The sequence below is a fragment of the Plantactinospora sp. BB1 genome (assembly GCF_003030385.1).
In the GTDB taxonomy this organism is placed as follows: domain Bacteria; phylum Actinomycetota; class Actinomycetes; order Mycobacteriales; family Micromonosporaceae; genus Plantactinospora.
Window position 1 is genome coordinate 4,992,968 of the sequence record NZ_CP028159.1, and the last position, 23,497, is coordinate 5,016,464.

A 23,497-nucleotide genomic window follows, 5' to 3' on the forward strand; every position below is an offset into this window, starting at 1 on the left:
CTCTCGACGAGCATCCGCACCGAGGCCAGACCATGCGTGCCGGGCAGCCAAGTCACCAGGAGGTCGAGCCACAATGAATGCCTCGTCAACCACGTCGACGACCGTGCATTTTTCGGGCCTGACCGGCGCTGTCGCGCCGATGACATGGTCCCAGTTCGGGATGTGGGGAGCGGTCAAGAAATTCCATCCCTACGACACCTATCTGAACGTCCGTTTCAGGGTCGAGATACCGGCCGGCTGTTCACTCGACGACGTGTTGTCGGTGATCCGGGAAATGCTTGTCAAGCACGAGGCGCTGCGGACCCGCTACTTCGACTCGGCGGATGGCTCCGGCCGGCAGGAGGTGGTCGGAGCGGGTGGGGTCGAGGTGGTGGTGGAGCAGGGCACCGAGGAGTCGCTGGATGGCCTGCTCGATCGGCTGGCCGATCGGTCGTTCGACTTCGACTCCGAACTCCCCGCGCGATTCGGCGTCGTGCACGTCGAGGGGCGTCCCGCCTGGCTGCTCATCGTGGTGTCGCACCTGTCGATCGACGGCCTGGCCCGTAACCGCCTGGTGGAGGAGTTCACCGCGCGGCTGAACGGCGACCACCGGTACGGCGACGACCGGGCCCTGCTGACACCGGTGGCGAGAGCGTTGGCGGAGGGTACCCCGACGGGCGTGCTGCGGAACGCGCGGACGATCGGCCGCTGGAAGCGGTTCGTGGAGCGGGCCGATGTCACGAACTTCCCGAGCCGGCTGCCTGGCGACCGCGAGCCGCGTTGGATGCGCGCCTCGATGTTCTCGCCGGCACTCGGGTGCGCGTTCGACCGGATCGCCGACCGGAACGCGGTCACCTCACCGGCCGTTTACGTGGCCCTGTCGGCGACGGCGGTGTCAGCCCTGTCGGACCGCCCGACCGCTGTGCTCCGCTGCATGATCTCGAACCGGTTCACCGACGCCGAGAAGAGCTACATCGGCAATCTGTCGCAGGCGTGCGCCTTCGACGTCGAGGTGGGCGACGCGGTGTTCGACGAGGTTGTCCGGCGCTCCATGGCGGCCAGCATCCGTGGTTACTCGATGGGCAGGTACCGCACCGACGAGTTGGAGGCGATCGTCGATGCGACCAGGTTCGACGCCATGCACAACGACTTCCGGGACGCCGCGGCCAGTTCCCGGCCGCAGCAGCTCCGGTCCGTTCCCGCGATCCATTCGCTCCGCTCCCGGACCGTCATCGGACCGCCCCAGGGTCTTCGGTACTACGACGACAAGTTCCACGTCGAGGTGCGGAACGGAGCGGGCGGGCCGGCGCCGGCAGTTCTGATCGACCGCAGCTACCTGCCCGTGGCGGAACCGCGCGACATCCTCGTCGCGATGGAGGCTTTCGCACTCGCCGTACTGACCGAGGGTCGTCACCTGCCAGCGGTCGACGCCTTCAGGGTGGCGCTGACCGAAGCTGTTGATACGGAAGGAGAGGTCTCTCTTGATGAACGAAGCGGAGATGGTTGAGCGTTCGGCGGTGGTGCGACAACTGATGGCCTGGGTGGTGGAGCTGGTGCCGAGCTGCGCGGAGTCCGGGATCGACGAGGAGACCTCACTCACCCAGTTCGCCGGGTTCGACTCGATCGCCATCGTCCAGTTGCTCGCCAGGGCGGAAGACGAGTTCGGCGTCGACCTCGCCGACGAGGACCAGACGATCCAGAGCGCGGCCTCGGTCAGCTCGCTGGCGGAGAGCATCGTTCGACTGGTCGGCTGCCCCCGGTGACCGGAAGCGGTGTCTCCCCCGGCACGGGTGCACGCCCGCCGGGTCCGGTCCGGGGAGCCGGCCGGCGGCGGAGCGCGGCGCTGGTGTCCGACGCCGCCCCGGTCCGGCTGGCGCTCATCGGCCTCGGCTGGGCCGTCCACGAGCTCTGGGCGCCGCTGCTCGGCGGTCATCCCGGGTTCACCGTCGTCGCCGTGCACGACCCGGACCCCGTCGCGGTCAGGTGGGCCGGCAGTAGGTTCCCCGCCGCACGGCTGCTGAACGAGCCCGGCGACCTCCGTCCCGACGAGGTCGACCTGGCCGTGGTCGTGACCCCCAATCACCTGCACGCCCCGATCGCGATCTCGCTGCTGGAGCGGGGAATCTCCACGTTCGTCGAGAAGCCGGTCTGTGTCAGTTCCGATGAGGCGGCGGCGTTGGCCGAGGCGGAGCGGGTGGGCGGTGCCCGCCTACTGGCGGGCAGCGCGGCCTGGCATCGCGCGGACGTCACGGCCCTGCGTACGCTGCTGCCGCGGCTCGGCCCGCTGCGGGCCGTTGAACTGTCGTGGATCCGGGCCCGCGGCATTCCCGCTCCGGGCGGCTGGTTCACCGACCGCCGCCGGGCCGGTGGCGGCGCACTGATCGACCTGGGCTGGCACCTGATCACCATCGGCATGCGGATGTTGTCCTGGCCGCAGGTCACGCAGGTGACCTGCGCCGTGTCGGGGGACTTCCTCGCCCGGGCCGGCACCGAAGCGACCTGGCGCGGCACCGGTCCGGCCGCGCACGCTGCCCCGTACGCCGGCGCTCCGAAGGACGTCGAGGACACCGCTCGCGGCGTACTCGAAATCGAGGGCGGCCCGCTCGTCACCGTCTGCGCGGCCTGGGCCTCGCATTCCGAGCGCGACGTGACCCGGGTGGTGCTCGACGGCGCCACCGGCCGTGCCGAGTTGACCTGCACCTTCGGCCTCAGCCCGAACGGGGTTGGCGGCTCGACCCTGCTGCTGCACCGGGATGGGCGGGCCGAATCCGTCGACGTGCCGCAGCAGGACCGGGGGGCGGAGTACCGCCGCCAGCTCGACCTGGTGCCGGCGCTGCTGGCTGATCCGGGGCGGCCCGGATCAGCCATCGCCGAGGTGACCCGGACGATCGACATCATCGAGAGGCTCTACCAGTCGGCCGGGGTGCCGCAGCTGACGGCCGTGCGCCCCCGGTAGGACCGGCCTCGACGCCACTGGGCGCCGCCGCCCATCGCCGGCGGCGGTGCCTCAGCCTGCGACTGTCGTGAGTCGATCCATGGCCGGGTACCGATGACCGGACCATATTGCCTGGGACCGTTGTTCCGGGTAGGGCCGCACCGACGGGTCGGTACCGTAGATCCGGGTGGCGCGCCTGCCCGGATCGAAGCGGGACCAGCCCGGGTCGCCGGTCGCGGCGAAGGTGAGATATTCGGTACGCATCAGCTCCGAGAGCCTGCGGTATTCCTCCACCTTCGCCGATCCGGCCGTCGTGACCTCGCCGAAAATGTCCGCGGTGCCGAAGACGAGCAACGCGTCCAGGGTGTGCGCGGCACCCTCGGATCCGTGGCCCCAGCAGAGTTCGGAGAGCCACACCGGGACCCGTCCGCGGTGGGCGGCTTCGGCCAGCTTCAGCGTCGGCATCCGCATCAACCAGTCCCCCAGCGCGACCTCTCGCAGCTCGGCCGCGGCCAGTTCCGGGAAGTCCGCACGGTAGCGAGCGGCGTCCGCCGCCGGGGCAAGACTGTTGATCATTTGGTCGACCGCGGCGCCGTCGGCGGGACCGAGCCGGGCAGCGAGCAGCCGCCCCTCGTCGCGGACGTGGCCGAGCAGCATCGGCACCTGGTTCGCCGGGCCGGCGGCCAGTCCCTCCCACGGGGTGACGGGCAGGATTTCACCGTCCACGACCGGGGAGAACGGGGTCGGGGTGTAGGCGACCGGGCCCCAGCGGGCAGCCATCGTCGGTAGCAGCTCTTCGCTCATCTGGGTCACCGCGGTCGTCAACCGTTGCGGGGAGACCTCGGCGAGCTGCTCCGGGGCGAGGGAAGGGCCGAGTTCGGCAAGGATGCGGCCGGTGATCTCGGCGGCCAGTTCCGGCGTGAAGTACGTACCGGGCAGGCTCTGCACGATGGCCCGGTCGAAGAGTCCGGCCGCCCGAGGCATCACCAGCAGCGCGGCCACCGACCCGGCTCCGGACGACTGGCCGAACACGGTAACGTTGTCCGGGGCGCCCCCGAACGCGGCGATGTTCTCCCGCACCCAGCGCAACGCGGCGATCTGGTCAAGCAGCCCCCGGTTGTCGGGGTAACCCGGCAGGTGCGCCCACCCCTCGGCCCCGACCCGGTAGTTGACGCTGACCACCACCGCGCCGCCGGCCGCCAGGATCCTGCCGTCGTGGTGCGGATTCGCGGTGGAGCATTGCAGGTACGCCCCGCCGCTGATCCAGACCAGCACCGGCAGACCCCGCGCGCCGGGGTCGGGCGTCCAGACCGCCAGGTTCAACCAGTCGTCGTCCTCCGACTCCCGTCGAGGCTGCGGGGGTGCCGAACCGAACTCGGTGGCACGTCGCACCCCGTCCCAGGGCGGCGCCGGGCGAGGCGCGGCGAACCGGTTCGCACCGACGGGTGCAGCGGCGAACGGAATACCCAGGAACGCCGCTATCCCGTTTTTCCATTCACCTTCCAGCACTCCGGTGGCGATTCGCGCCTGCGGTGAACAATCCATCCGTACATTCTGCCAGAATTCGGTGCGCGGCGATTGGAACGGGAATCGGCGACTGGCTCCTGGCCGCCGAAACTGATTTATTGGGGCGGGCGGTGCGTCGGAGACGCGCTCCGCGCCTGGTGACCGACCAGACCAGATGCGCTCGGCGCCGGATCGAGGAGGGATTGGTTTTCGTGGTGCGCACGTACACCGGTCCGGTACGCATCGGCCTGGAACTGTGGCCCCAGCACGCCGACTATGCCGAGATCCGCCGGGCGGTCGCCGAGGCGGAGGAGATCGGCGTCGACATCATCTTCACCTGGGACCACTTCTTTCCGGTCTTCGGCGATCCCGACGGTAAACACTTCGAATGCTGGACGATGCTCGGCGCGTGGGCCGAGGCGACCACCAGCGTCGAGATCGGCGCTCTCGTCACCTGCAACAGCTACCGCAACCCGGAACTGCTGGCGGACATGACGCGTACCGTCGACCACATCTCCGACGGCCGGCTGATCCTCGGCATCGGCGCGGGCTGGTTCGAGCGGGACTACCTCGAATACGGCTACGAGTTCGGCACCGCCGGCGGCCGGCTGGACAATCTCGCCGAGGCGCTGCCCCGGATCCGGAGCCGGCTCGACAAGCTGAACCCCGCGCCGACCCGGAAGGTGCCCGTGCTGGTCGGTGGCGGCGGCGAGAAGAGGACGCTCAAGCTGGTCGCCGCGCACGCGGACATCTGGCACGGCATCGGCGACCCGGCGCAGATCGAGCGCAAGCATCGCGTCCTCGACGGGTACTGCGCCGCCATCGGCCGCGACCCCGTCGAGATCGAGCGGTCCGCCGGAGTGACCGGGCCGTCCGGCATCGGCGAGCCGGGCGAGCTGGCCGAGGCCCTCTACGCGCTCGGGACCCGACTGTTCACCATCAGCAGCAGCGGCCCGAGGTACGACCTGGCAGCACTGCGCAGCTGGATCGACTGGCGGGACGAGAGGAACCGATCGGGCTTCCGCCGTACCGGCTAGGCCGGCGCGGTCAGCTCGCCGTGTGCGACCAGCCAGTCGACGGACTCCTGGACAGCTTCCAGCGCACCGAACCGGGGACGGTAGCCGAGCAGGCGCTCGGCCTTCGCCATGGAGCAGTGCGGGCTGTGCGCGATGTGGTTCCAGGTGGCTCGGGCGTCTCGGTCCGGCACGTTCTCCCGCCAGCGGTCGTACGGCTGGAAGACCAGGTTCGCCTCCCGGCCGTACCAGGCGGCGACGGCCTCGGCGTACCCGCGCAGCGTCAGCGTGGTGGCGCCCACCGAGTGGAAGCTCTCCCCCACCGCCGTGGACCGGCTCGCCATCGCGGCGGTGAACAGTGCCGCGACGTCGTCGGCGTGCACGTGTTGCAGCGTCTCCAGCCCCAGGTTGGGCAGGACCAGTTCGGCGCCGTCGACAAGCCGCTGGAACACCGCCGGGTCCAGGTTGCCGGCCGGGTTGACCGGCACCCACCCCGGTCCGGTGATGTGCCCCGGATGGATCACCGTCGCGGGCAGCCCGTGACGGTGCGCCTGGTCGAGCAGGTACCGCTCGACGGCAGCCTTCCCCACCCCGTACTCGTCGATCGGCCGGCGCGGCGCCGCCTCGGTGGTCGGCAACACCCGACTCGGCCCGTGCACCGAGATCGTGCCGCAGTGCAGCAGGTGCCCGACCCGGCCGCGCACCGCCTCGACAAGCTGTCGGGCGCTCTCCTCGGTGAAGCAGATCATGTCGATCACCACGTCGGGATCGAGCGCCGCGATCCGCTCTCCGAACGTGCCCGCAGCCTCCTCCGCCTCGCGGTCCGCCACCACCAGCTCGACCTGGTCCCAGGCACCGTGCCTCCGGTACGGCGTGCTCTTCCCCCGCGTCACCACTGTCACGTCGCAGCCCGACGCCGAGAGCCGAGGCACGAGGTACCCGCCCACGTGCCCGGTCCCGCCGATCACCGTCACCCGCATGGCACACTCCAATCAGGACGGCTGGCTCGCCAACCGTTGTGGGCAAGGGCGAGTCGGCCTAGATGAGCCGCAGGTCAGCTCTGCGGGCCATGCGTTCGCGCATCTCCGGCAGCCAGGTCCGAGGGTCCGGCTCCGACCGCGGCACCGGGGAGGCGTAGAACTCCAGCGCCCACGCCCGGCGTTGTCGGTCCGAGGTGTTGGCTCCGGCGTAGTGCACGGTCCTGCAATGGTGGATGCTCGCCTCACCGGCGCGCATCGGACACTGGAGGGCCGACTCGGTGGCCGGATCCGCGACCATCACGAACGCCGACTCGTCGTCGATGAAGACGTGTCGCGCCGTGCGCGTGTGCGAACCGGGGATGAAGCTCATGCAGCCGCTCGTCGTGGTCGCGTCGTCCAGGGCGATCCAGATCGTCACCGCGCGGGGCTCGTACGTCTGGAACTCCGGCGCGAGCCAGCAGGCGTCGTCCTGGTGCCATGGCGTGTCGCGGCCGGTCATCGCCTGCTTGTGGATGAGGTGGCTGACCCCCTCCAGCTCCTCCTCCGGAGTTTCCAGCAGTTGCGAGGCGAGCCGGCGGCTCCGGGAGAAGTAGGACGTCTGCCACAGCTCCGGGAACAGCTTTTCGGGCTTCGGCACCTGCACGAGGGATACGGCCGTCCCGTCCGAGGTGGTGCCGAGGAGCCTGTCACCGAGATCCCGGGCCAGCATCTGGTCGTAGATGCCGCGCAGGACCGCCAGCTGTTCATCGTCGACGAAACGCCCGAGTAGAAGGAAGCCGTCCTCGGAGAATCGGGCCATCTCCGCGTTCGTGAGGCCATCACGCAAGGTCATTCGTTCCACCACCCATCAACTTCGACTCTGGAGCAACCAATGCCCGGCCTCACCATTCCGAGACCGCGCCGCATTTCCGCAGCTCCTGTGGAAAACATCCTTTCGACCCTCGCCGGACAAGGCAAGCATCGAACGGTTTCGTAGCTGTCGGAGAACATCGCCCGGCCCGGCCCGCGAACGCGACGCCCGGCGCCAACGGCGTCGCGGAAACACTTTCGCTGTTCGACTGCGGGTATTCCGCAGTCAACCGGGTGACTCCGCGGCATTACGGACGCCCCGACCTGTGGCCAGGCCGCTACAGCCGGACGAAGAGGCTTTCTATCCCTCGCGTCACCGTGCTACGCCAGCGTTGTGGCGGCTTCACCAACTCCATCGACGGAAAGCGCCGGAAGAGCGTACGCAGCGCGACAGTGGCCTCAAGGCGCGCCAGGTTGGCGCCGAGGCAGTAGTGGCCACCTCCGCCGAAAGCCAACGTACGCGTGCGTCGACGGTGCGGATCGAAGGTGTCGGAGTCCGGCACCACCGAAGGGTCTCGTTCCGCAGCGGCCCACGCCAGGAACACCCGCTCACCCCCTCCCGGTATCGTCCGTCCACCGGCAGAGACCGGGCAGGTGGTGATGCGGCTCGTCGAAATCATCAAAGGCGGGTCGAACCGCAGCGACTCCTCGACGAGCTCCTCGAACGGCAGGCTCCCGGCGCGGATCTGGTCGACAAGTTCCTCCGAGTTGAGGACCGTCACCAGGGTGTTCGCTATCAGGTTGGTGGCACTCTCATGGCCGGCGATCAGTAGCAGGTACGTCATCGAGACGAGTTCGTCGAAGGAGATCGGCGGCGCGTCGGCGGTACCGCCGGCATTCGCGATACGTTCCACCAGAGTGCTGCCGTCGCCCTCGCGCAGTGTCCGCGCCAGGACGTCTTCCAGGTGCCTGCGAGCCGCACGGATGGCCGCGGAGTCGTCGCCGTCCACCACGGTTTCGTTCGTCCACCTGCGGAATGCGGCCCGGTCGACCGACGACACACCGAGGATCTCGATGATGACTTCGAGGGTCAGCCGGTATGCGAACGCCTCGACCAGGTCGACCTCCTCGCCCTCGCGGAGCCGGTCGAGGAGGTCGTTGGCGATCGCCTCGATGCCTGGTTCGAGCCGGGCGACCTCGCGGGGCTTGAAGGTGCTGGCGACCAGGCTGCGCAGCTGCCCGTGACGCGGCTCGTCACAGGTGAGCATGCCGAGCGTGGAACTGCCGCCCGTGTCCTCCTGCGCGACACCGAGGAATCGCGGGCCACTGACGAACGTCGGCTCCGAGAGGAGTTCACGGATCACGTCGGCGCCGACGACCAGCCAGGCGTCCAGATCGTTCGGTAGTCGGACCCGGTGCACCGGCCCGGATTCCTGTAAGGACTTGATCACGGCATGCGGGTCCCGGTAGAACTCGTCCCTGATCTGGTACAGGTCGACGATCTCGCTCTCGGGCGACACGCATGCCTCCCGGTCACTGCTTGACATGCTTTTCCTCCCAGGCACTCATTCGGCCGTCAACGCTGGGCCTCGGTGGGCTGGCCGCGTAGATCAGCTTTCCCGTTGCGGACCGTGGCAGCCGGTCCACCCACTCGACCTGGCGCGGCGCTTCGAACGGGTCGAGCCTGCTCCGACTCCACCCCACGATGTCGGGCCGTGGATGCCCCGGCTTGACGACGACTCTGGCTACCGGCACCGCGCCGCGCACCTCGTCCTCTGCGACGATCACCTGAACCTCGAGCACGTCCGGATGGGCCGCGAGGACGGCCTCCAGGCGGGAACGGCGAGTCTTGCGGCCGGCGATATTGATGAGGTCGTCCCGGCGTCCGGTGATCCGAACGCCGTCCGCGTCCCGTTGCGCGAGGTCGCCGGTGCGGTACCAACCGTCCTCGGTCGGCAGCGGACGGAGCAGCCCGTCGGCGAGATAGCCGACGGCGAACGAGTCGTTTCTGACCATGAGTTCGCCGTCTCCGGGCTCGACCCGGACGTCGACCCCGTCCAGCGGCTCGCCGACACTGCCCGGCGCCGACGTCGCCGTCAGGGTCCCTATCGCACAGGTGCCGACCTCAGACGCCCCGTACGCGTTGCGGAGACGGAAGCCGAAGTCGCCGCAGACCCGCAGTACCGTCTCCGTGCGGAGTGGCGCGCCGGCCGAGACCACCTGCTCCAGTCCGGCAAATTCCGACGGTCGGGATCCGGCGATCATCTGCACCTGGGTCGGCAGCGCGATCAGCGTGCTCGCCCCCGACCGGGCCGCCGCCCTGGCCAGCGAGAGAGGCGGTGACGACGGCGACCGGAACACCGTCCTCGCCTCGACGAGCAGGCCGGCAAGCAGCCCGTGCGTGAACCCGTAGGAGTGGAACACCGGGGCGGCGCAGACAACCTCGGCGGAGGAGATCTCGCCGTAGAGATGGTCGGCCACCCGCGCACTGTCCCGGACGACGGCGGCGACGGACTTCACCACCGCCCGGGGCGTGGCCGTCGAGCCGGAGGTCTGGAAGAGGATCGAGTCCCCCGGCAGGGCGCAGACCCTCCCGCTCGTGCGCCCGGCCAGCCAACACGCAAGGCTCGGGCTGATCGTGACAGCCTGGTCGCAGTCGGGAGTTCGGTGGTCGCTGATCAGGACGTCGTCGGCGTACCCGGTCGAGGTGCTGGTGGCCTCGGGGTCGAGGAGGAGTACCGGCACGCCCAGGCGACCGGCCGCGACTGCGGCGACCACGAGCAGGGCGGCGTTCGCGCTGGAAACCGTCAGGAGCCGCAACCCGTCGAAGCGGCTGGAAATCTCCTCGGCGAGTCGCCCACCGGAGCGAAGAAGCTCCTCGGACGACCATGCGGCATCGCCGACGACAAGCCTGGCTTCTCGGCAGTCGACCAGGATCCGTTCGATTGTCACGACCATCCTGCACCGTCCTTCCAGGTGGTAACCGGACCCCGGCGGCCGTTCATGTCGCGCGGTCGTCTCGTCGCGGCGACCCGGCCGCGCCGTCCCGGGCACGCAGCAGGGCGAGGAACTCCGCGGGGTTCTCCACGCTCGCGTCCGGACCTGCCGCCAGCAGCACCTCGCGGTCGCACTCTCCCCAGAGTGCGGCGACGGCGCCGACACCCGCGGCGCGAGCACTCATGACGTCGAACACCGCGTCACCGATCATCACCGCGGCATCCCTGTCGACGTCCATCAGGTGCAGGGCCCGGCGTACGATGTCGGGAGCGGGTTTGGGCCGGTCGACCTCGTCCGACCCCACGACGCAGTCGAAAATCTCCAACACGCCCAGCCCGTCAAGAAGTGACCGGGCCCGGGGACCACTCTTTCCGGTGGCGACAGCGCAGCGGATGCCACGCTCGCGCAACTCAACCAGCATCTCGCCGACGCCGTCGTACAGATTGATCTGGTGTGCCAGCCGATAGCTCTCGCGCACGAAGGGGCCTTCCAACTCCGGCGGGAGACCCATCAGTCGCATGATGTCGGGAAAATATCCGCCGAGATGCTGCCGGTAAGCCTCGAAGGGCGCCTCACCGTCGCCAACCACCTCTCGGAACGCATGCTCGAACGCGAGGCGCATCACATCGAAGGAATTCACGAGTACGCCGTCGAGGTCGAAGACCACGCCCCGCAGTTCGGTACCGCTCACGACACCTGGCCGAGCGGCCGAAGAATGGCAAGGAACGGTCTCCTCGGACATTGCGAACTCCCCCTTACCCGCACCGCTACGACGAGGCGACGGTGTTTCCGACCACGTCGGAAACGACCTCCGCGATGGCGGACATCTGCTCTTCGGTGCCGAGCAGTGCGCGATGGTGCAGCCAGATGCAGTCGTTCGTGATCGCCTCGACGTTCGGGCATCGACGAGCGATGCTCTCGACATCCTCGGCGGGGGCCGCCGCCTCCCAGAAGGCGCTGGTGCGATAGATCGCCCGGAACGCCGCGAATGCCGGCACCCCACGGGCGACCATCTCGTCCACCAGTGTCTGACGCCGCTCCGCCGTGATCCCCGGCACCCGGAACATCGCCATGTAGTGCGGGTTGCGGGTGCACCCCTCGTCCGATCCCTGCGGAAGTACGCCCGGAATTCGCGCAAGCAGGTCCGCCAGCACCGGCCAGCGCCGCTCGCGGATGTCGATCTGCTCGTCGAGCCTGGCAAGCTGCACGCGCAGCACGCTCGCCGAGAACTCGTTCATGCGGAAGTTCGACCCCGACACCTCGTGCCGGTATGCGCGGTCGGCTCGCGGGCGCCCACAGCTGTGCCGCAAGAAGGCCGCCTCGTACTCCTGCGCGTCGGAGAAGGTCACCGCGCCGCCCTCGCCCGCCGTCATCAGCTTGCCGTTCTGGAAGCTGTAGGTGGCGATGGAGGCCAGCTCGCCGAGCCGCAGTCCGCGCCACTGCGCACCGTGGGCGTGCGCCGCGTCGTGCACCAGGGGAACCCCGGAATCGTCGGACAGCTTGCCGAGCGCGTCGATGCCGGCGAGCAGGCCGGCCATGTGCACCGGCATGATCGCGCGGGTCCTCTCGGTTATCGCGGCCTCCGCCGCCGGCACGTCCATGCAGTAGGTGACGGGGTCGACGTCGACGGGCACGGCCACCGCGCCGAGTCGCTGTGCCGCCTGGGAGGACGAGATGAAGGTGAACGCCGGCACGATGACCTCCGTTCCGGGCCCCACACCGACGACCTGGAGCGCGAGTTCCAACGCATGGGTGCCGCTGGTCACCGCCAGTGCCTTACGCGCGCCGTGGTAGCCGGCGAACTCCTTTTCGAACTCCGAGACCTCGTGCCCGTCAAAGCGCCACCATCCGCTCTGCTCGAGTGCGCGGAGCAGGGCCGCTTTTTCCCTATCGTCGAACTGTGGCCAGCGCGGCAGATCGAGGCTTTGACGAGAAATGGCAACCACGTCCATTCGCTGTACTGCCCGGCGCCGACACAAACGCAGGTCCGGCGAGGCTACGGGCGGATCGTTTCAGCCAGCTTAGGAGCACCCGACTGATACCAGCAAGGCCGTCGCGGCCCCGTATTCGCTGACCGGATCGGCCCCCGGCAAAGCGCCGACGAACGGAGCCGACCATGACATAATCGGAAGCCCTGCACCCGCTGTGCCGTTCCTCGGTTGCGAACGGGTCGAAGGACGAGCGCGAGACCCCGCTCTCGTACGCCTCCGGTGTGCGGCGGTCACGGGTGCGGAAATTCCGCAGTTGCTCCCGTCGCACCGCAGCGACAGTTCCGCACGCTTCCCGGCGGAGTTTCCGCAGTTGCTCCCCGTCGCGTGGCGGCGACAGTTCCGCACGCTTCCCGGTGGTCCGGAACCGGTTTCGCGGACGTGTCAGGCCGACGACGCCGGCACGACCACGAAGCGTCGGATCGACCGTGAGGCGACGAGGACACCGGTCGAGAGGAGTGCGCTGACGCTGGCGATCCAGAAGACCGTTTCGACACCCACGGCTTCGGAGAACGGGCCGGTGACCGCCAAGCCGACCGGTTGCAGGGCGAACGAGCCGAAGGTCACCATCGCGCCCACCTTGGACATCGCCTCGTCGGGCACGTCGGACTGTATGGCGGTGGACCAGAGCACGGCGTGCCAGCCGATGGCCAGGCCGGCGCCGGCCTCCGCCGCGGTGATCGCAGGTGCGGACGCGGGTAGGGCCAGGAGCAGTGGTGGGATCGCCAACAGGATCAGCGCGGCCGACGCCCACAGGGCCGGACGTTCCGGTCTGACCCGTGCCGCGAGATAACTGCCAACCAACTCGCCGATGCTGAAGGCGACGAGCCAGACCGCCCAGGTCGACGCCCCGCCGAAGGACCTCTCGGCCACCAGCGGTCCGAGGACCAGAAACGGCGAGGTGACCAGCGTCAGGGAGACGGCGGTGCAGATCAGGCCGATCCAGATCCAGGGACGCGTCCGGATCTCGGTGAGGCCGGCCCGGGCGTCGCGCAGAAAGCTCTGGTGCCCGGACCGGTCCGGTGCCCTGCCGCCGAGCCGGAACACCACCAGCGCGAGCGCGCTGACCAGATAGCTGAGGCCGTCCACGGCGACGACAAGGCCGGCCGGCATCACGGCCAGCAGCAGCGCGGCGATCAGTGGGCCGACCATCGCCGTGACCGTGGTCGACGCGGTGACCAGGGCGTTGGCGCTGTGCAGCCGGGGCTTCGAGACCAGCGAAGGAATCAACCCGTATGCGGCCGGCCGGAACACCGCCGCCGCCGCGCCGAGCAGCAGTTGCGGGAGGAGCATCGAAAGCCACGTCTGGTTGGTGAGCAGCAGGGCAGCGGTGGTCAGTTGGGCAAGACCGCGCAGCACGTCGGCGGCGACCATCAGCCGAACCCGCGACACGCGGTCGGCCAGTACCCCACCGGGGCCCAGCAGCAGGATCTGCGGGAGCAACTGTGCGGCGAGCAGCAGGCCGAGATCGGCCGCCGAGCCGCCCCCGCCGAGCACCGCGAAACTCAGCGTCACCGGGACGAGGGCGTCACCCAGCAGCGACGGCAGTTGGCTGATCCAGTACGACCGGAACCGCCGCTCCGCCAGGGCGGCGTAGACCCCACCCGCCGACGACGCCATCCGACGATCACTCCGCCAGGTGCGGCACGAAGTCGCGCAACCTCGTCCGTTCCGCCACGCAACGCTCGTACGCCATCCGGGACAGCGTCCCGGCGTCACCGGCGACCGACCCGAAGTGTCCGTACAGCGGGCGAAGGGTGCAGCCGCGGAACACCTTCGCGTCGAACGACTCCGAGCCGTAGTGGATCGCCCGGATCCCGTCTCGGGCGGCCGCCGTGATCGGCTCGTAGTAGACCAGGTTGAAGTACTCGAACGCGCCGGCCGACCGCGCGGCGTACAGCCGGCCCACGAGACGGTCCGCGCCGTCGGTGAAGAACGCGGAGAAGCCGGCGATCTCGTCGCCCGCACGGGCGAGGAAGACCCGTAGCTCGCCCTGTCGCCGGACGCGGTGGAACCGGTCGAGCACACCACGCTCGTCCGCCGGGTGGCCGTACCGTCGGTAGTGATCCACCAGCAGTGGTGCCAGGCTCTCGGTGAGCAGCTCGGCGCCCCCGGCGTGGACCGTGACGCCGCTGTCCAGGAACGTCCGCCGCTCCCGACGTACCTTGCGGCGCCGGTCCGGGGGCAGCGTTGCCAGGTAGTCGGGGAACGAGCCGGCCGGCACCCGGAGCACGGCGTCGGCGCTCACCAGAGCCTTCGCGTACCCGCGTCCGGCCAGCAACCCGGCCAGTCCGGTGTCTCCGCCGGAGACGTGCATGACCGAGATCGCGGCGCAGCCGAGGCCGCGCGCGTGCTCCTCGAACGCCGTGAGGAGCGCCTCCCGGACCCGCGTGGTCGACTCCGCGTCCAGCGTCCGGTCGGAGAGCAGTCCTGGACGGTAGGACCCGGGTGCCACGCAGACCAGGCTGGGATGCAGCGCCGGGTCGAGATCCTGCGAGGTGCCGCGCAGTACGCTCTGCACCGGATAGGCGGTGTGCGTGATGGGGCCGTCGAACAGGTAGGCGGCAAGGGCTCCGAGCAACCGGCCGTCGGGGCGCCACGCGAGCAGGTACCACTGCGCGGCGGCGGTCCGGCCCTCCTCCGCCCTGAGCCAGGCGTGCGACAGCTCGACCGGCCAGCCCGTGGCCAGGCTCGCCCACCGGGCCGGCTCGACCTCCGAGAGCGACCCGGCCACGGTCACCCGGGGTGGATCGGTCACCGTCACCCCCTGCCCGGACCGGCCGGAATGCACCGGTGCAGCTCGTCGAGGGACCGCACCCGCCACCCCGGATGGTCCGGGTGGGTGCCGTCGCGGTCGAGCAACACCGGGATCATGCCGGCGGCCTGCGCGCCGGCCACGTCGGCGAGGAGCGAGTCGCCGACGAAGACCGAACGCCCGGCGGGTACGCCGAGCTGGCCCAGCGCCGCCCGGAAGATGCGCGGATCCGGCTTCGCCACGCCGACCTCGGCCGAGATCGTGACGACGTCGAAGTAGTCCAGCAGGTCCAGCTTCCGCAACACGTCCCGCAGCCATCTGTCGAAGTTGGAGACCAGCCCGAGCTTGAGCCCACCGTCCCGCACCGCGCGCAGGATGGGCAGGGCATCGTCGTAGCGCAGGTAGCTGCCCGGGTCGAGCACGAAGTTCGCCACCACCTCGGCATGCTCGGCCCGGTGGTGCCGGGCACCGCAGGTCAGCAGTACCCGGTCGAAGAAGGCCAGCCATCCGGCCTTCCGCGCCGCGACGTCATCGGTGTCGTCCGGCCAGCCGTACGCGCCGCCGACCGTGGCCAGCGCCTGCCCGGCGTCGGCCGGCTCGACGGTGAACCCGAAGCTCCGGCTGGTCTGCGCGATGTACTCGGCGAGCGTCGGGTGGCAGTCGAAGAGGGTACCGGCGCCGTCGAAAAGAAACGCCTCGGCGTCACGCGTCATGCTGCACCCCTCCCGTCACCGCGGCGATCTCGCGTTCGTTCGCCCGGCCGAGCAGGCGCCAGCAGGTGGCGAATGCGGATGTCGCCGGCCCGGCGGCCATCGGTCGGACGAAGGTGCGCAACACGTCGAGCCGGCAACCCCGGCGCACCTTGGTCGGGTAGCTGCCCAGTCCATAGTGGATTTCTCGCACCCCTTCCGCCTGCGCCAGCCGAACCATCTCGTAGTACTGGAGGTTGAAGTGCGCGAAGGTCTCCCGGCCGAGCAGGTTCCTGTCGAAGGCCCCGTACCGGCTGAAGAGGCCGCGTCCGTACCGGAAACCGGAGTGGAAGCCGACGATCGTCTCCCTCCGGTGGACCCGGATGACCCGCAGCAGGTCCCCGAGATGGCGTCGGGTTTCCCGGAAGGAACGCAGCACGTGGTCCAGCGATCCCCGCAACCCGTACTGCCGGTAGTGCTGGAGCTGAAGCTCGGCAAGGCGCTCGTCGAGGACTGAACTGTCGCAGATCTCGACGGTGAGGCCGTACCCCCGGAAACGCTCGACCTCCTTCCTGGCCCTGATGCCGCGCAGGCCGCCCAGGTAGTCCTCGAAGGTGCCGGCGGGTACCTCCAGCACGCTGTTCGCGCCGGCCACGGCCTCCGCGTAGCCGCGAACCCGCAACTGCCGGGCCAGGGCGAGGTCGCCGTCCGGCACGTAGAGCACGGCGGCCGTACGTGCCCCCACCGAGCGGGCCAGTGCCTCGAAGCGGTCGAGCAGGTGCGTCAGCACGGCTCCGTCCGGGTCGGCTCGGTCCGGGTCGGCTCGGTCCGGGTCGGGGCCGCCGGTGCGCGCCCGGTCGATCCCGGCCAGGTAGCCGTTCGGCACCGCGCAGACCAGCGCCGGATACAGCGTGGCGCGATTCCGGGCCACCTCGGCGAGCGCGGCGTCGTAGGCGTCGGCGTCCCCCTCGGCGCCGTACCCGGTCACCCGGGCGCGCGAGTCCGCGACGAGCAGCGTCTCGACCGGATCGAAGGTCGCGTAGTTCCCGGCCGGCTCGGGGAGCAGGTAACAGCTGAGCCGCCCGCTGGGTCGCGAGTCAGGGCCGGAGAGCAGGTAGAACTGCGTCGGCGAGATCCGTCCCTCGACCGAGCAGAGCCAGGCGTGGGTGAGGTAGACCGAGGAGCTGCACCCGGCACGGTCCCAGACAGCGGCTTCGATGTCCGCCAGCGAGGTCGCGATCCGGTCAGTCAAAGTCGTTGTCCGTCACCGTACAGCGCACCGCGAAGACCAGTGCCGCCAACGCCTCGCGCGCGTACTGTGCGGCCCGCTCCCCGTCCGGGCCCACGGCCCGGCAGCCCACCACCCGCCCGAACGAGTCCGACACCCGGATGCCGTCGAAGTCGCTGCCCTGCGGCACCAGCACCTCGATGGCCCGGACCCCCTCCAGCGCCTGCGCCTCCGCCAGGTTGTCGACCGAGACCAGCACTCCCCGCGCGGCCGGGGCCGCGTACCAGACCGCGGCACCGCCGGTCGCCGGGTTCGCGAGCTGCTGGTCCAGGACCGGAAGTACCCGCTCGCCAGCCACCTGCCGGGCGGTGAGCTCGTACAGGTCGACTCCCCGGACGTCCTGCGCCAGCAGCGGCAGGTGGTCGCCCGCGCAGCGGATGTGTGTCTCCACCACGCGCGGTCCGGCCCCGGTCAGGATCAACTCGGTGTGCGTCGGCCCGTACCCGATCTCCAGCGCGTCCAGCATCCGGGCGACGTGCGACCAGACGAGGTCGGTCTCGTCGGTGCGCAGGGTCGCCGGCATCCAGTGGCCGACGTCGACGTAGTGCCGGGGGCTCCGAGACTTCTGTGTCGTGCCCACCAGTCGGTGCACGCCGTCCTCGGAGAACGCCTCCACCGTCAGTTCCCGGCCGGTGAGCAGCGGCTCCGCCATGACCAGGCGGTTTCCGTGGACGCCGGTGCCGACCGCCCAGTCGACGGCCTCGGCGACGTCCGGCTCGGCCCGGACGGCCACCACACCGGCGCTTCCGGTACCGGTCCGCGGTTTGACGATCACGGGGTAGCCGACCTGGCGGGCGAACGCGCGCACGTCGTCGGCGGACTCCACGGCGACGGCCGGGACCGTCTCGACTCCGGCGGCGGCCAGCCGCTCGCGCATCCGGAGCTTGTCGTACACCGACTCGACGGTGCGCACGGCGTGAAAGCGCAGCCCGAGCTTCGCGGCGATCGCCGCCGCCTTGTCCTGGTCGCCCTCGGCGAAGGCGCCGATCCCGTCGAACGGGTCGCACTCGTGGATCGCCGCCGCGGTCCGTACCCACTCCTCGGCCGGAGCCTCGTCCCGCATGCCGAGGACCCGGACGTTCTCGCCGGGTTCCGGGACATCGCCGAAGTTGCGGTTACGCACCATGACCGAGGTCCGCACCGGGTCGCGCAGGGAACGGATCCGCTGCGGAAGCGGGCTGCCGCCGCCGACCAGCAGTACGTGCCTCATCGGCTCAGCTCCCGGTCGAGCTGGGCCCGCACCTCGCGAAGGCGGTCGACCGCCCGGGAGCCCAACTGGGAATCGGGTGCCTCGCAGCGGAAGACCACGGCGAGCATCACCGCGGCGTCGAGGCGGTAGATCGAGGTGGTGGGCGAGTCCGGCAGCCCGGAACACCCGTAGCCGGCCAGGACCGCGCCGAGATCGAGCCCGTTGCCGGGCAGCCGGGCGAACTCCGCCAGCCGGGCCAGCTCCAGGACGGGGTCGGCGACCATGGCGTTCGACCAGTCGATCAGGCCCCGCACCCGGCCGGCGGTGCAGCGCAGGTTGGCCGCCCGGACGTCGAGGTGGACCAGACCGCCGGGACGGGGGCGGGCCAGCTCGGCGGCCAGGCGCTCGGCGTCCGGCGCGGTGGGCAGGTCCGGCACCAGGGCGGCCAGCTCCCGCCAGCGGCGGACGATCCGCCGAGGCAGCAGCTCGGCCGGGGTGGTTCCCTCCGCCGCCACCGGTTCGGCCAGCGGCGGCGGAAGGTCGTGCAGGCGCCGTAGCAGGGCGCCGAGCTGCTGCTGGTCGGCCCCGCGACCGTCGTCCGGGAGGTACTCGCTGATCAGCACGTCGACCTCGCCGAGGACCAGCTCGCGCGGGGCGGCGACGGGGAAACCCAGCCGGGTGAGATGGACCGTGACGCTCTGCTCCCAACGCAGCAGTTGCCGGGTGTCGACGTACGGGTCATTGGCGTTGGACTGGATTCGGGCACCGACCGCTGTCCGCAGCACGACCGGCGAGCCGTCCGCCGCCGTGGCACCGAAGGCCAGGAACTCCAGCCCTTGGCCCAGCGGCCGCAGGTCCGTGTACCCGCCGCTGGCGGCGAACTCCTCGATCCGGGCCGGCGGATCGGTGGTCCTCATCATTCGCCGACCGGCAGCCGACGCCGCCAGGACGCCGCGAGCCAGTCCTCGTACTCGGGACCCGACGGCTCGTCGACCACCAGGCACATCGGCTCGATCACCCGGTGCCCGCCGCCGGCCAACCCGCCGTGCAGCATGGTCAGGTTGTGCCCGAAGAGCAGGTCGAACCGCTCGCTCGGCGCACAGACCTCCCAGCGCGCGCGAAACTGCCGCCAGTCGCGTCCGGTCGCCAGCAGTGTCTGGTGGCAGAAGAGTCGCGCGGTGTCCCCGACGCAGTCGCCACACGGACAGGCTTTGGCCAACGGACCCGACATCGGGTAGCGCTCCCGATCCTCGCCGGAGAGTTCGGCCTCGGCGTGGTGGAAGGAGAGGCCGTGCCACATCGGCTCCTCCACGCCGAGCATCGCCCCGATCGTCGGGTACGGGCTGCCATGCTTGGCCTGCCGGTCCAGGGCCGCGCGCAGGTTCCGGCCCAACCACTCGGCCACCGTGCGGAGGGGTACCTCGGCGGCCGGGACGCGGTGGCGCTCGGCGTACACGGTTGTCAGCAGGTCCAGCCAGTCGTAGTACGTCGTCACGCTCAACGCCTCGCCCGGGTCCGCGATGAACACCCCCTGGTACATCTTGTGTGCCGGGGTGGTGGTGTATCCGGACCGGCCGAACTCGCGCCACTCCGGCAGCCAGCTCGGGTCGTCCCGGGTACTCGGGGTGAGGTACGAACAGTGCTGGCCGTCGTGGTGCGGCAGCAGCGTACGGGTCGGATATCCGCTCGGAACGTGCGTGGACTGCGCACGATCGTGCTCCAGCCGCATCGAGGCGGGCGCTCCACCGGCGACGAGCGCCCGGCGCAGCGCCTCGCAGATCGCCCTGCTCAGCGCACGGCTGTCCTCGATGCCGAGCCGTAGCCGACCGAGGCGGAACACGACGGAACCGGCACGCTGGACCAGCGGCACCGCGCGTTCGGCCAGGGCTCGCGCGGCTGCCTCGGTGTCCTCTCCGTGGACCAGCTCCGCGCAGTCCAGGTACTGGTCGGTCGATGCGAATCGCACGATCGTCACCCTCCTTCGTCGAATCGCCAATGGGGCAGGCCGGGATCGTGGCGGCCGGTGCGGAAGAGGAATTCGAAGAGCAGCCGGGCGACGACCTGCGCCGTCGCGCCGGTCGGGTCGTACCGTGGCGCGATCTCGGCCACGTCCAGCGCACCGATCGGTAGCTCGCGCAAGACCTCGTAGACGTCGAGCAGGTGCGCCACCTGGAGGCCGCCCATCGTCACGTGTCCGGTCCCGGTGACCGCGGCGGTGTCCAGCACATCGATGTCGAGCGACACGTAGACGGCGTCACACACGGCGGCCAGCCGCTCGACCACGGGACGAAGTGCCGCGTCGGCGCCGATACGCATGATCCGCGCCGCCGGGACGACCTGGAAGCCCTGCTCGACCAGTGACCGGAACTGGTCGAACCGGGTCGTGTCGCCGACGCCGACGAAGGCGATGTCCTCGGGCCGCATCCCGGGCAGTTCGCTGATCCGACGCGAGTTCGATCCGTGGTACAGCGCGCCGTGCAGGGCGCTCCACCTGCCGAAGTCGAAGTGGTGGTCGATGTTGACGAAGCCGATCCGTCGGCCGGCCGCGCGGTCCAGTTGGGCGGCGCGGAAGCCGCTGAAGGTCGCGAACGTGGCGGAGTGGTCGCCGTTGAGGAAGATCACCCGTCCGGCCCGCGCGCACAGCGACCGGCTCTCCGCCGCCACCGCCTGGTAGGTCCGGAGGGTGTCGGTGGGATAGACGTGCAGGTCGCCGACGTCGACCACCTGCGGCGCGACGTACCGGAACGCCTCTCCGGTCCGGGTGTCGAGCATCTCCCAGGTGCCGAGGCTGGCAAGGGAGTTCGCGAAGACCACGCTGGCGGTCCGGAGTGCGCGGGGTCCCTCGGCAGCACCGGGCCGGGAACTCGCCGTACCGTCGAACGGGACCGCGGCTACCGCCCAGCCGTCGACCTGACCCAGCTCGTCCAGCCGGGCGGCGGGCGCGCCGAAGAGTGTGCCGAGACCGGCCCAGCCCGGCAGCGGGTCGTCGCGGAAGTCCGCAGGTGTGGCCCGGGCGGCAAGCTCCGCGAAGTCAGGCAGGTGATCCACAGCCCTGCTCCGCTCCCCGGAAGGCCATCTCGATGCCCTCCCGCACGATTCGGTGTGCGACGTCGACCTTTTCGGTGAACAATTCCCAGCTCCGCTCTGGGGTGAGGTTCTGTGGCCGGTACACCGGTGGGCAGTCTTCGCGCCAGTTGGCGAAATCCCAGTCGAATATCCGGTCCCGCAGCCGGGGGAAGTCCGGCACGAGCGGGTAGGGGACGAAGTTGTACAGGTTGAACAACCAGAGCATGGAGCGGTTGTCCCACAACCATTCCACGGTCTCCCGGTGGGACACCTCGGTCTCCTCGTCCAACCCACCCAGTACGTTGAGCACGATCTTCATGCCGGCGTCGTCGAGCATGCGAATCTTCTCGGCATAGTCGTCGAGACCCCGGGAGAGCTTGTTGAGCCGCGCGAGCAGTTGCGAGTCGCCGGACTCGAAGCCGAGCTCCACGGCCACCACGCCCAGCTCCCGCATCGCGTCGATCACCCACGGCCGGACCTGCATGACGTGCGTCTGCACGACGAACTGGAAGCCCGGCCGGTCCCGGAACACCTCGACCAGGTTGCGGGTGGCCTCTTTGGACTGGCCGAACGTTTTGTCCCCGATGTAGACCAGCCTGGTGTCCGGAAACCGTTTCGTGAGTTCGTCCACCTCGGCGGCCAGCGCGGCGCGGTCGACGAGTACGAGCTGGTTCGTCCAGGCGTCACCGCAGAACGAGCAGCTGTAGAGGCACCCGTGGCTGGCATTCAGCCGCAGTAGCGGAACCCGCCCCCGGTAGCCGTCCAGGTGCCGGTAGTCAGGCGCCCAGTCGATCAGGTTGGCGGAGCGACCCCGGCCCGGCGGGTTGACGATCTCGCCACCGCCGGAGGTGGCCAGCCGGACCAACTTGCCGACCAGGGTCGGGTCGAGCTGACCACGATGTACCAGGTCCACCGCGCCGGCCGGCACGAGCGGCGCCATGTTGCCACCGATGACGACACGTCGGCCGGCCGTCCTGAGCAGCGCAGCGGTCTCCAACGCGAGCCCCATGTTCTGCGCCAGCGGTGACATCAGGATCAGGTCACCGGGGTCGCTCGCCTCCTGGACATGGTCGGCGCACTCCTGGGCGTCGGCCGGTCGTCGAGACAGGTCGCAGAACGCCGAGTCGAGCCCGGCCACCCGGATCAGGGCGGTCAGGTGGGCGACCCACAGCGGCATCTCCCACAGTCCGTCACCCGGGATGAAGTAATCCGGGAACGTCAGTCTGAACAGGCGGTCATAGTCCCGGTAATACGCGGACAGGCGCGGATCCGGTGCCCGCGTCGACGGAAAGGGCAGTTGAACGATGAAAGCCGAAGTCAATGCTGGCCCCCCACTAGACACCAACAACCGGCAGGCACGGCACACCTGCTCCCGTCGGGCAAATCGCGACGACGAATCGGAATCAGTGTGTGTCCGACCACCCGGCCACCACACGTCACCTCTTCACGTGACGCCAGTGGCCCGACCGTCTAGGGCTCCCCCGGTGCCCGCCGGCTCAGGCCGGCTGGGCCACTAGAAGCCGAAGAACGCGCGGTACGAGTCGAGCTGGAAGCGGAGCATGTGGATGCCCGGGTGGACGGGCCGACCGGCGGCCTCGGCCTCGCGCAGGAGCCGGGTCTGCGCGGGAACCATGATGATGTCCGCCACGACGCAGTCCCGGGGCAGCGATCCGGGACTGAACGGCAGCGGGTCGCCGTCGCGCAGGCCCAGCGGCGTCGCGTTGACGGCGAGGTGCACGTCGCTGCCGGAGTGCTCGTCCACGCCGACCGCCAATCCCGGACGACGCCGGTTCGACCGCGACACCAGATCGTCGCGTCGGACATGGTCGGTGTCGGAGATTCGCAGTTGGGCCACGCCCGCGTCGGCCAGCGCCGCCGCGATCGCGCCGCCGGCACCGCCCGCACCGACCAGCGCGACGCGGCGGCCGGCCGGATCGTGCCCAGCCGCCCGCAGCCCACGGACAAATCCGACCCCGTCGAAGTTGTCCGCCAGCCATCCGCCGTCGGGCTCCCGCCGCAGGGCGTTGGCGCTCCCGGCGATGAGAGCGGCGGGGGCCAACCGGTCGGCATACCGGCACACCGCAACCTTGTGCGGCACGGTCACCAACAGACCGTCCACGTTGGTCATTGCCATCAGCCCGGCCACGACCTCGCCGAGCCGGTCGGGCCGCACGTGTACCGGCACCAGCACCGCGTCGACCCCCTCCGCCGCGAAGAGCGGATTCACCAGGCCGGGCGCCTTGACCTGGGTGACCGGGTCGCCCAACACCGCGTACAGCCGGGTCGTGCCGGAGATCGGAGGAACGGTCACGGCCTCACACCC

21 protein-coding genes are annotated in these 23,497 nt (G+C 70.2%); 4 read left to right on the plus strand and 17 right to left on the minus strand.

Annotation, left to right across the window (positions count from 1 at the left end; all coding sequences use genetic code 11):
- Nucleotides 1–73: 73 nt before the first annotated feature.
- The 3 genes from C6W10_RS21695 to C6W10_RS21705 all read left to right on the plus strand — a co-directional run bounded on the left by C6W10_RS21695 (nt 74) and on the right by C6W10_RS21705 (nt 2,935).
- Nucleotides 74–1,486, plus strand: coding sequence for a condensation domain-containing protein (locus C6W10_RS21695; protein ID WP_107260015.1), 1,413 nt, complete (start codon nt 74–76; stop codon nt 1,484–1,486).
- Nucleotides 1,479–1,742 (plus strand): acyl carrier protein, encoded by a 264-nt coding sequence (locus C6W10_RS21700; protein WP_159104703.1) that lies wholly within the window; start codon nt 1,479–1,481, stop codon nt 1,740–1,742. The genes C6W10_RS21695 and C6W10_RS21700 overlap by 8 nt, the downstream gene beginning before the upstream one ends.
- Nucleotides 1,743–1,825: 83 nt before the next feature.
- Complete coding sequence (locus C6W10_RS21705; protein WP_234361376.1) at nt 1,826–2,935, plus strand: Gfo/Idh/MocA family protein; 1,110 nt, start codon at nt 1,826–1,828, stop codon at nt 2,933–2,935.
- Nucleotides 2,936–2,986: 51 nt separating this feature from the next.
- Here the strand turns inward: C6W10_RS21705 and C6W10_RS21710 are convergent, their stop codons facing one another.
- Nucleotides 2,987–4,459, minus strand: a complete 1,473-nt coding sequence (locus tag C6W10_RS21710; RefSeq protein WP_107260017.1) for a carboxylesterase/lipase family protein — start codon at nt 4,457–4,459, stop codon at nt 2,987–2,989.
- 173 nt (nt 4,460–4,632) lie between these two features.
- Here C6W10_RS21710 and C6W10_RS21715 point away from each other — a divergent pair, with 173 nt between their 5' ends.
- Nucleotides 4,633–5,457 (plus strand): LLM class F420-dependent oxidoreductase, encoded by an 825-nt coding sequence (locus C6W10_RS21715; RefSeq protein WP_199853720.1) that lies wholly within the window; start codon nt 4,633–4,635, stop codon nt 5,455–5,457.
- Here the strand turns inward: C6W10_RS21715 and C6W10_RS21720 are convergent.
- The 16 genes from C6W10_RS21720 to C6W10_RS21795 all read right to left on the minus strand — a co-directional run bounded on the left by C6W10_RS21720 (nt 5,454) and on the right by C6W10_RS21795 (nt 23,485).
- Complete coding sequence (locus C6W10_RS21720; RefSeq protein WP_107260021.1) at nt 5,454–6,413, minus strand: NAD(P)-dependent oxidoreductase; 960 nt, start codon at nt 6,411–6,413, stop codon at nt 5,454–5,456. The genes C6W10_RS21715 and C6W10_RS21720 overlap by 4 nt on opposite strands.
- A gap of 58 nt (nt 6,414–6,471) precedes the next feature.
- A complete protein-coding gene (locus C6W10_RS21725) occupies nt 6,472–7,245 on the minus strand; it encodes a phytanoyl-CoA dioxygenase family protein (protein WP_107260023.1) in 774 nt (257 codons plus the stop codon).
- A 295-nt stretch (nt 7,246–7,540) separates the two neighbouring features.
- Nucleotides 7,541–8,749, minus strand: a complete 1,209-nt coding sequence (locus C6W10_RS21730; protein WP_107260025.1) for a cytochrome P450 — start codon at nt 8,747–8,749, stop codon at nt 7,541–7,543.
- Entirely contained in the window at nt 8,736–10,160 is a 1,425-nt protein-coding gene (locus C6W10_RS21735) for a class I adenylate-forming enzyme family protein (protein ID WP_107260027.1), read from the minus strand. The genes C6W10_RS21730 and C6W10_RS21735 overlap by 14 nt, the downstream gene beginning before the upstream one ends.
- A 43-nt stretch (nt 10,161–10,203) precedes the next feature.
- The gene (locus C6W10_RS21740) at nt 10,204–10,941 is read right to left on the minus strand and encodes an HAD-IA family hydrolase (RefSeq protein ID WP_107260029.1); all 738 of its coding nucleotides are present in this window, start codon (nt 10,939–10,941) and stop codon (nt 10,204–10,206) included.
- Nucleotides 10,942–10,966: 25 nt separating this feature from the next.
- Nucleotides 10,967–12,151 carry an aminotransferase class I/II-fold pyridoxal phosphate-dependent enzyme gene (locus C6W10_RS21745; protein ID WP_107260031.1) on the minus strand — a complete coding sequence of 395 codons (1,185 nt, stop codon included), beginning with the start codon at nt 12,149–12,151 and terminating at the stop codon, nt 10,967–10,969.
- 420 nt (nt 12,152–12,571) lie between these two features.
- Nucleotides 12,572–13,807 carry an MFS transporter gene (locus C6W10_RS21750; protein ID WP_107260033.1) on the minus strand — a complete coding sequence of 412 codons (1,236 nt, stop codon included), beginning with the start codon at nt 13,805–13,807 and terminating at the stop codon, nt 12,572–12,574.
- Nucleotides 13,808–13,814: 7 nt separating this feature from the next.
- Nucleotides 13,815–14,945, minus strand: coding sequence for a GNAT family N-acetyltransferase (locus C6W10_RS21755; RefSeq protein ID WP_159104704.1), 1,131 nt, complete (start codon nt 14,943–14,945; stop codon nt 13,815–13,817).
- Nucleotides 14,946–14,947: 2 nt separating this feature from the next.
- Nucleotides 14,948–15,655 (minus strand): HAD family hydrolase, encoded by a 708-nt coding sequence (locus C6W10_RS21760; RefSeq protein WP_107260037.1) that lies wholly within the window; start codon nt 15,653–15,655, stop codon nt 14,948–14,950.
- Nucleotides 15,645–16,883: a GNAT family N-acetyltransferase gene (locus tag C6W10_RS21765; protein WP_107260039.1), complete on the minus strand. Its 1,239-nt coding sequence runs from the start codon at nt 16,881–16,883 to the stop codon at nt 15,645–15,647. The genes C6W10_RS21760 and C6W10_RS21765 overlap by 11 nt, the downstream gene beginning before the upstream one ends.
- A complete protein-coding gene (locus tag C6W10_RS39505) occupies nt 16,876–18,129 on the minus strand; it encodes an ATP-grasp domain-containing protein (protein WP_107260041.1) in 1,254 nt (417 codons plus the stop codon). Before C6W10_RS39505 ends, C6W10_RS21765 begins: the two co-directional genes overlap by 8 nt.
- Nucleotides 18,126–19,028, minus strand: coding sequence for a phosphotransferase family protein (locus C6W10_RS21775; RefSeq protein WP_107260043.1), 903 nt, complete (start codon nt 19,026–19,028; stop codon nt 18,126–18,128). The genes C6W10_RS39505 and C6W10_RS21775 overlap by 4 nt, the downstream gene beginning before the upstream one ends.
- Nucleotides 19,025–20,074: a hypothetical protein gene (locus tag C6W10_RS21780; RefSeq protein ID WP_159104705.1), complete on the minus strand. Its 1,050-nt coding sequence runs from the start codon at nt 20,072–20,074 to the stop codon at nt 19,025–19,027. Before C6W10_RS21780 ends, C6W10_RS21775 begins: the two co-directional genes overlap by 4 nt.
- Before the next feature lie 5 nt (nt 20,075–20,079).
- Entirely contained in the window at nt 20,080–21,156 is a 1,077-nt protein-coding gene (locus C6W10_RS21785) for an arginase family protein (protein WP_159104706.1), read from the minus strand.
- Nucleotides 21,140–22,351, minus strand: coding sequence for a radical SAM protein (locus tag C6W10_RS21790; protein ID WP_159104707.1), 1,212 nt, complete (start codon nt 22,349–22,351; stop codon nt 21,140–21,142). Before C6W10_RS21790 ends, C6W10_RS21785 begins: the two co-directional genes overlap by 17 nt.
- A gap of 336 nt (nt 22,352–22,687) precedes the next feature.
- Complete coding sequence (locus C6W10_RS21795; protein WP_199853721.1) at nt 22,688–23,485, minus strand: shikimate dehydrogenase; 798 nt, start codon at nt 23,483–23,485, stop codon at nt 22,688–22,690.
- Nucleotides 23,486–23,497 lie beyond the last annotated feature (12 nt).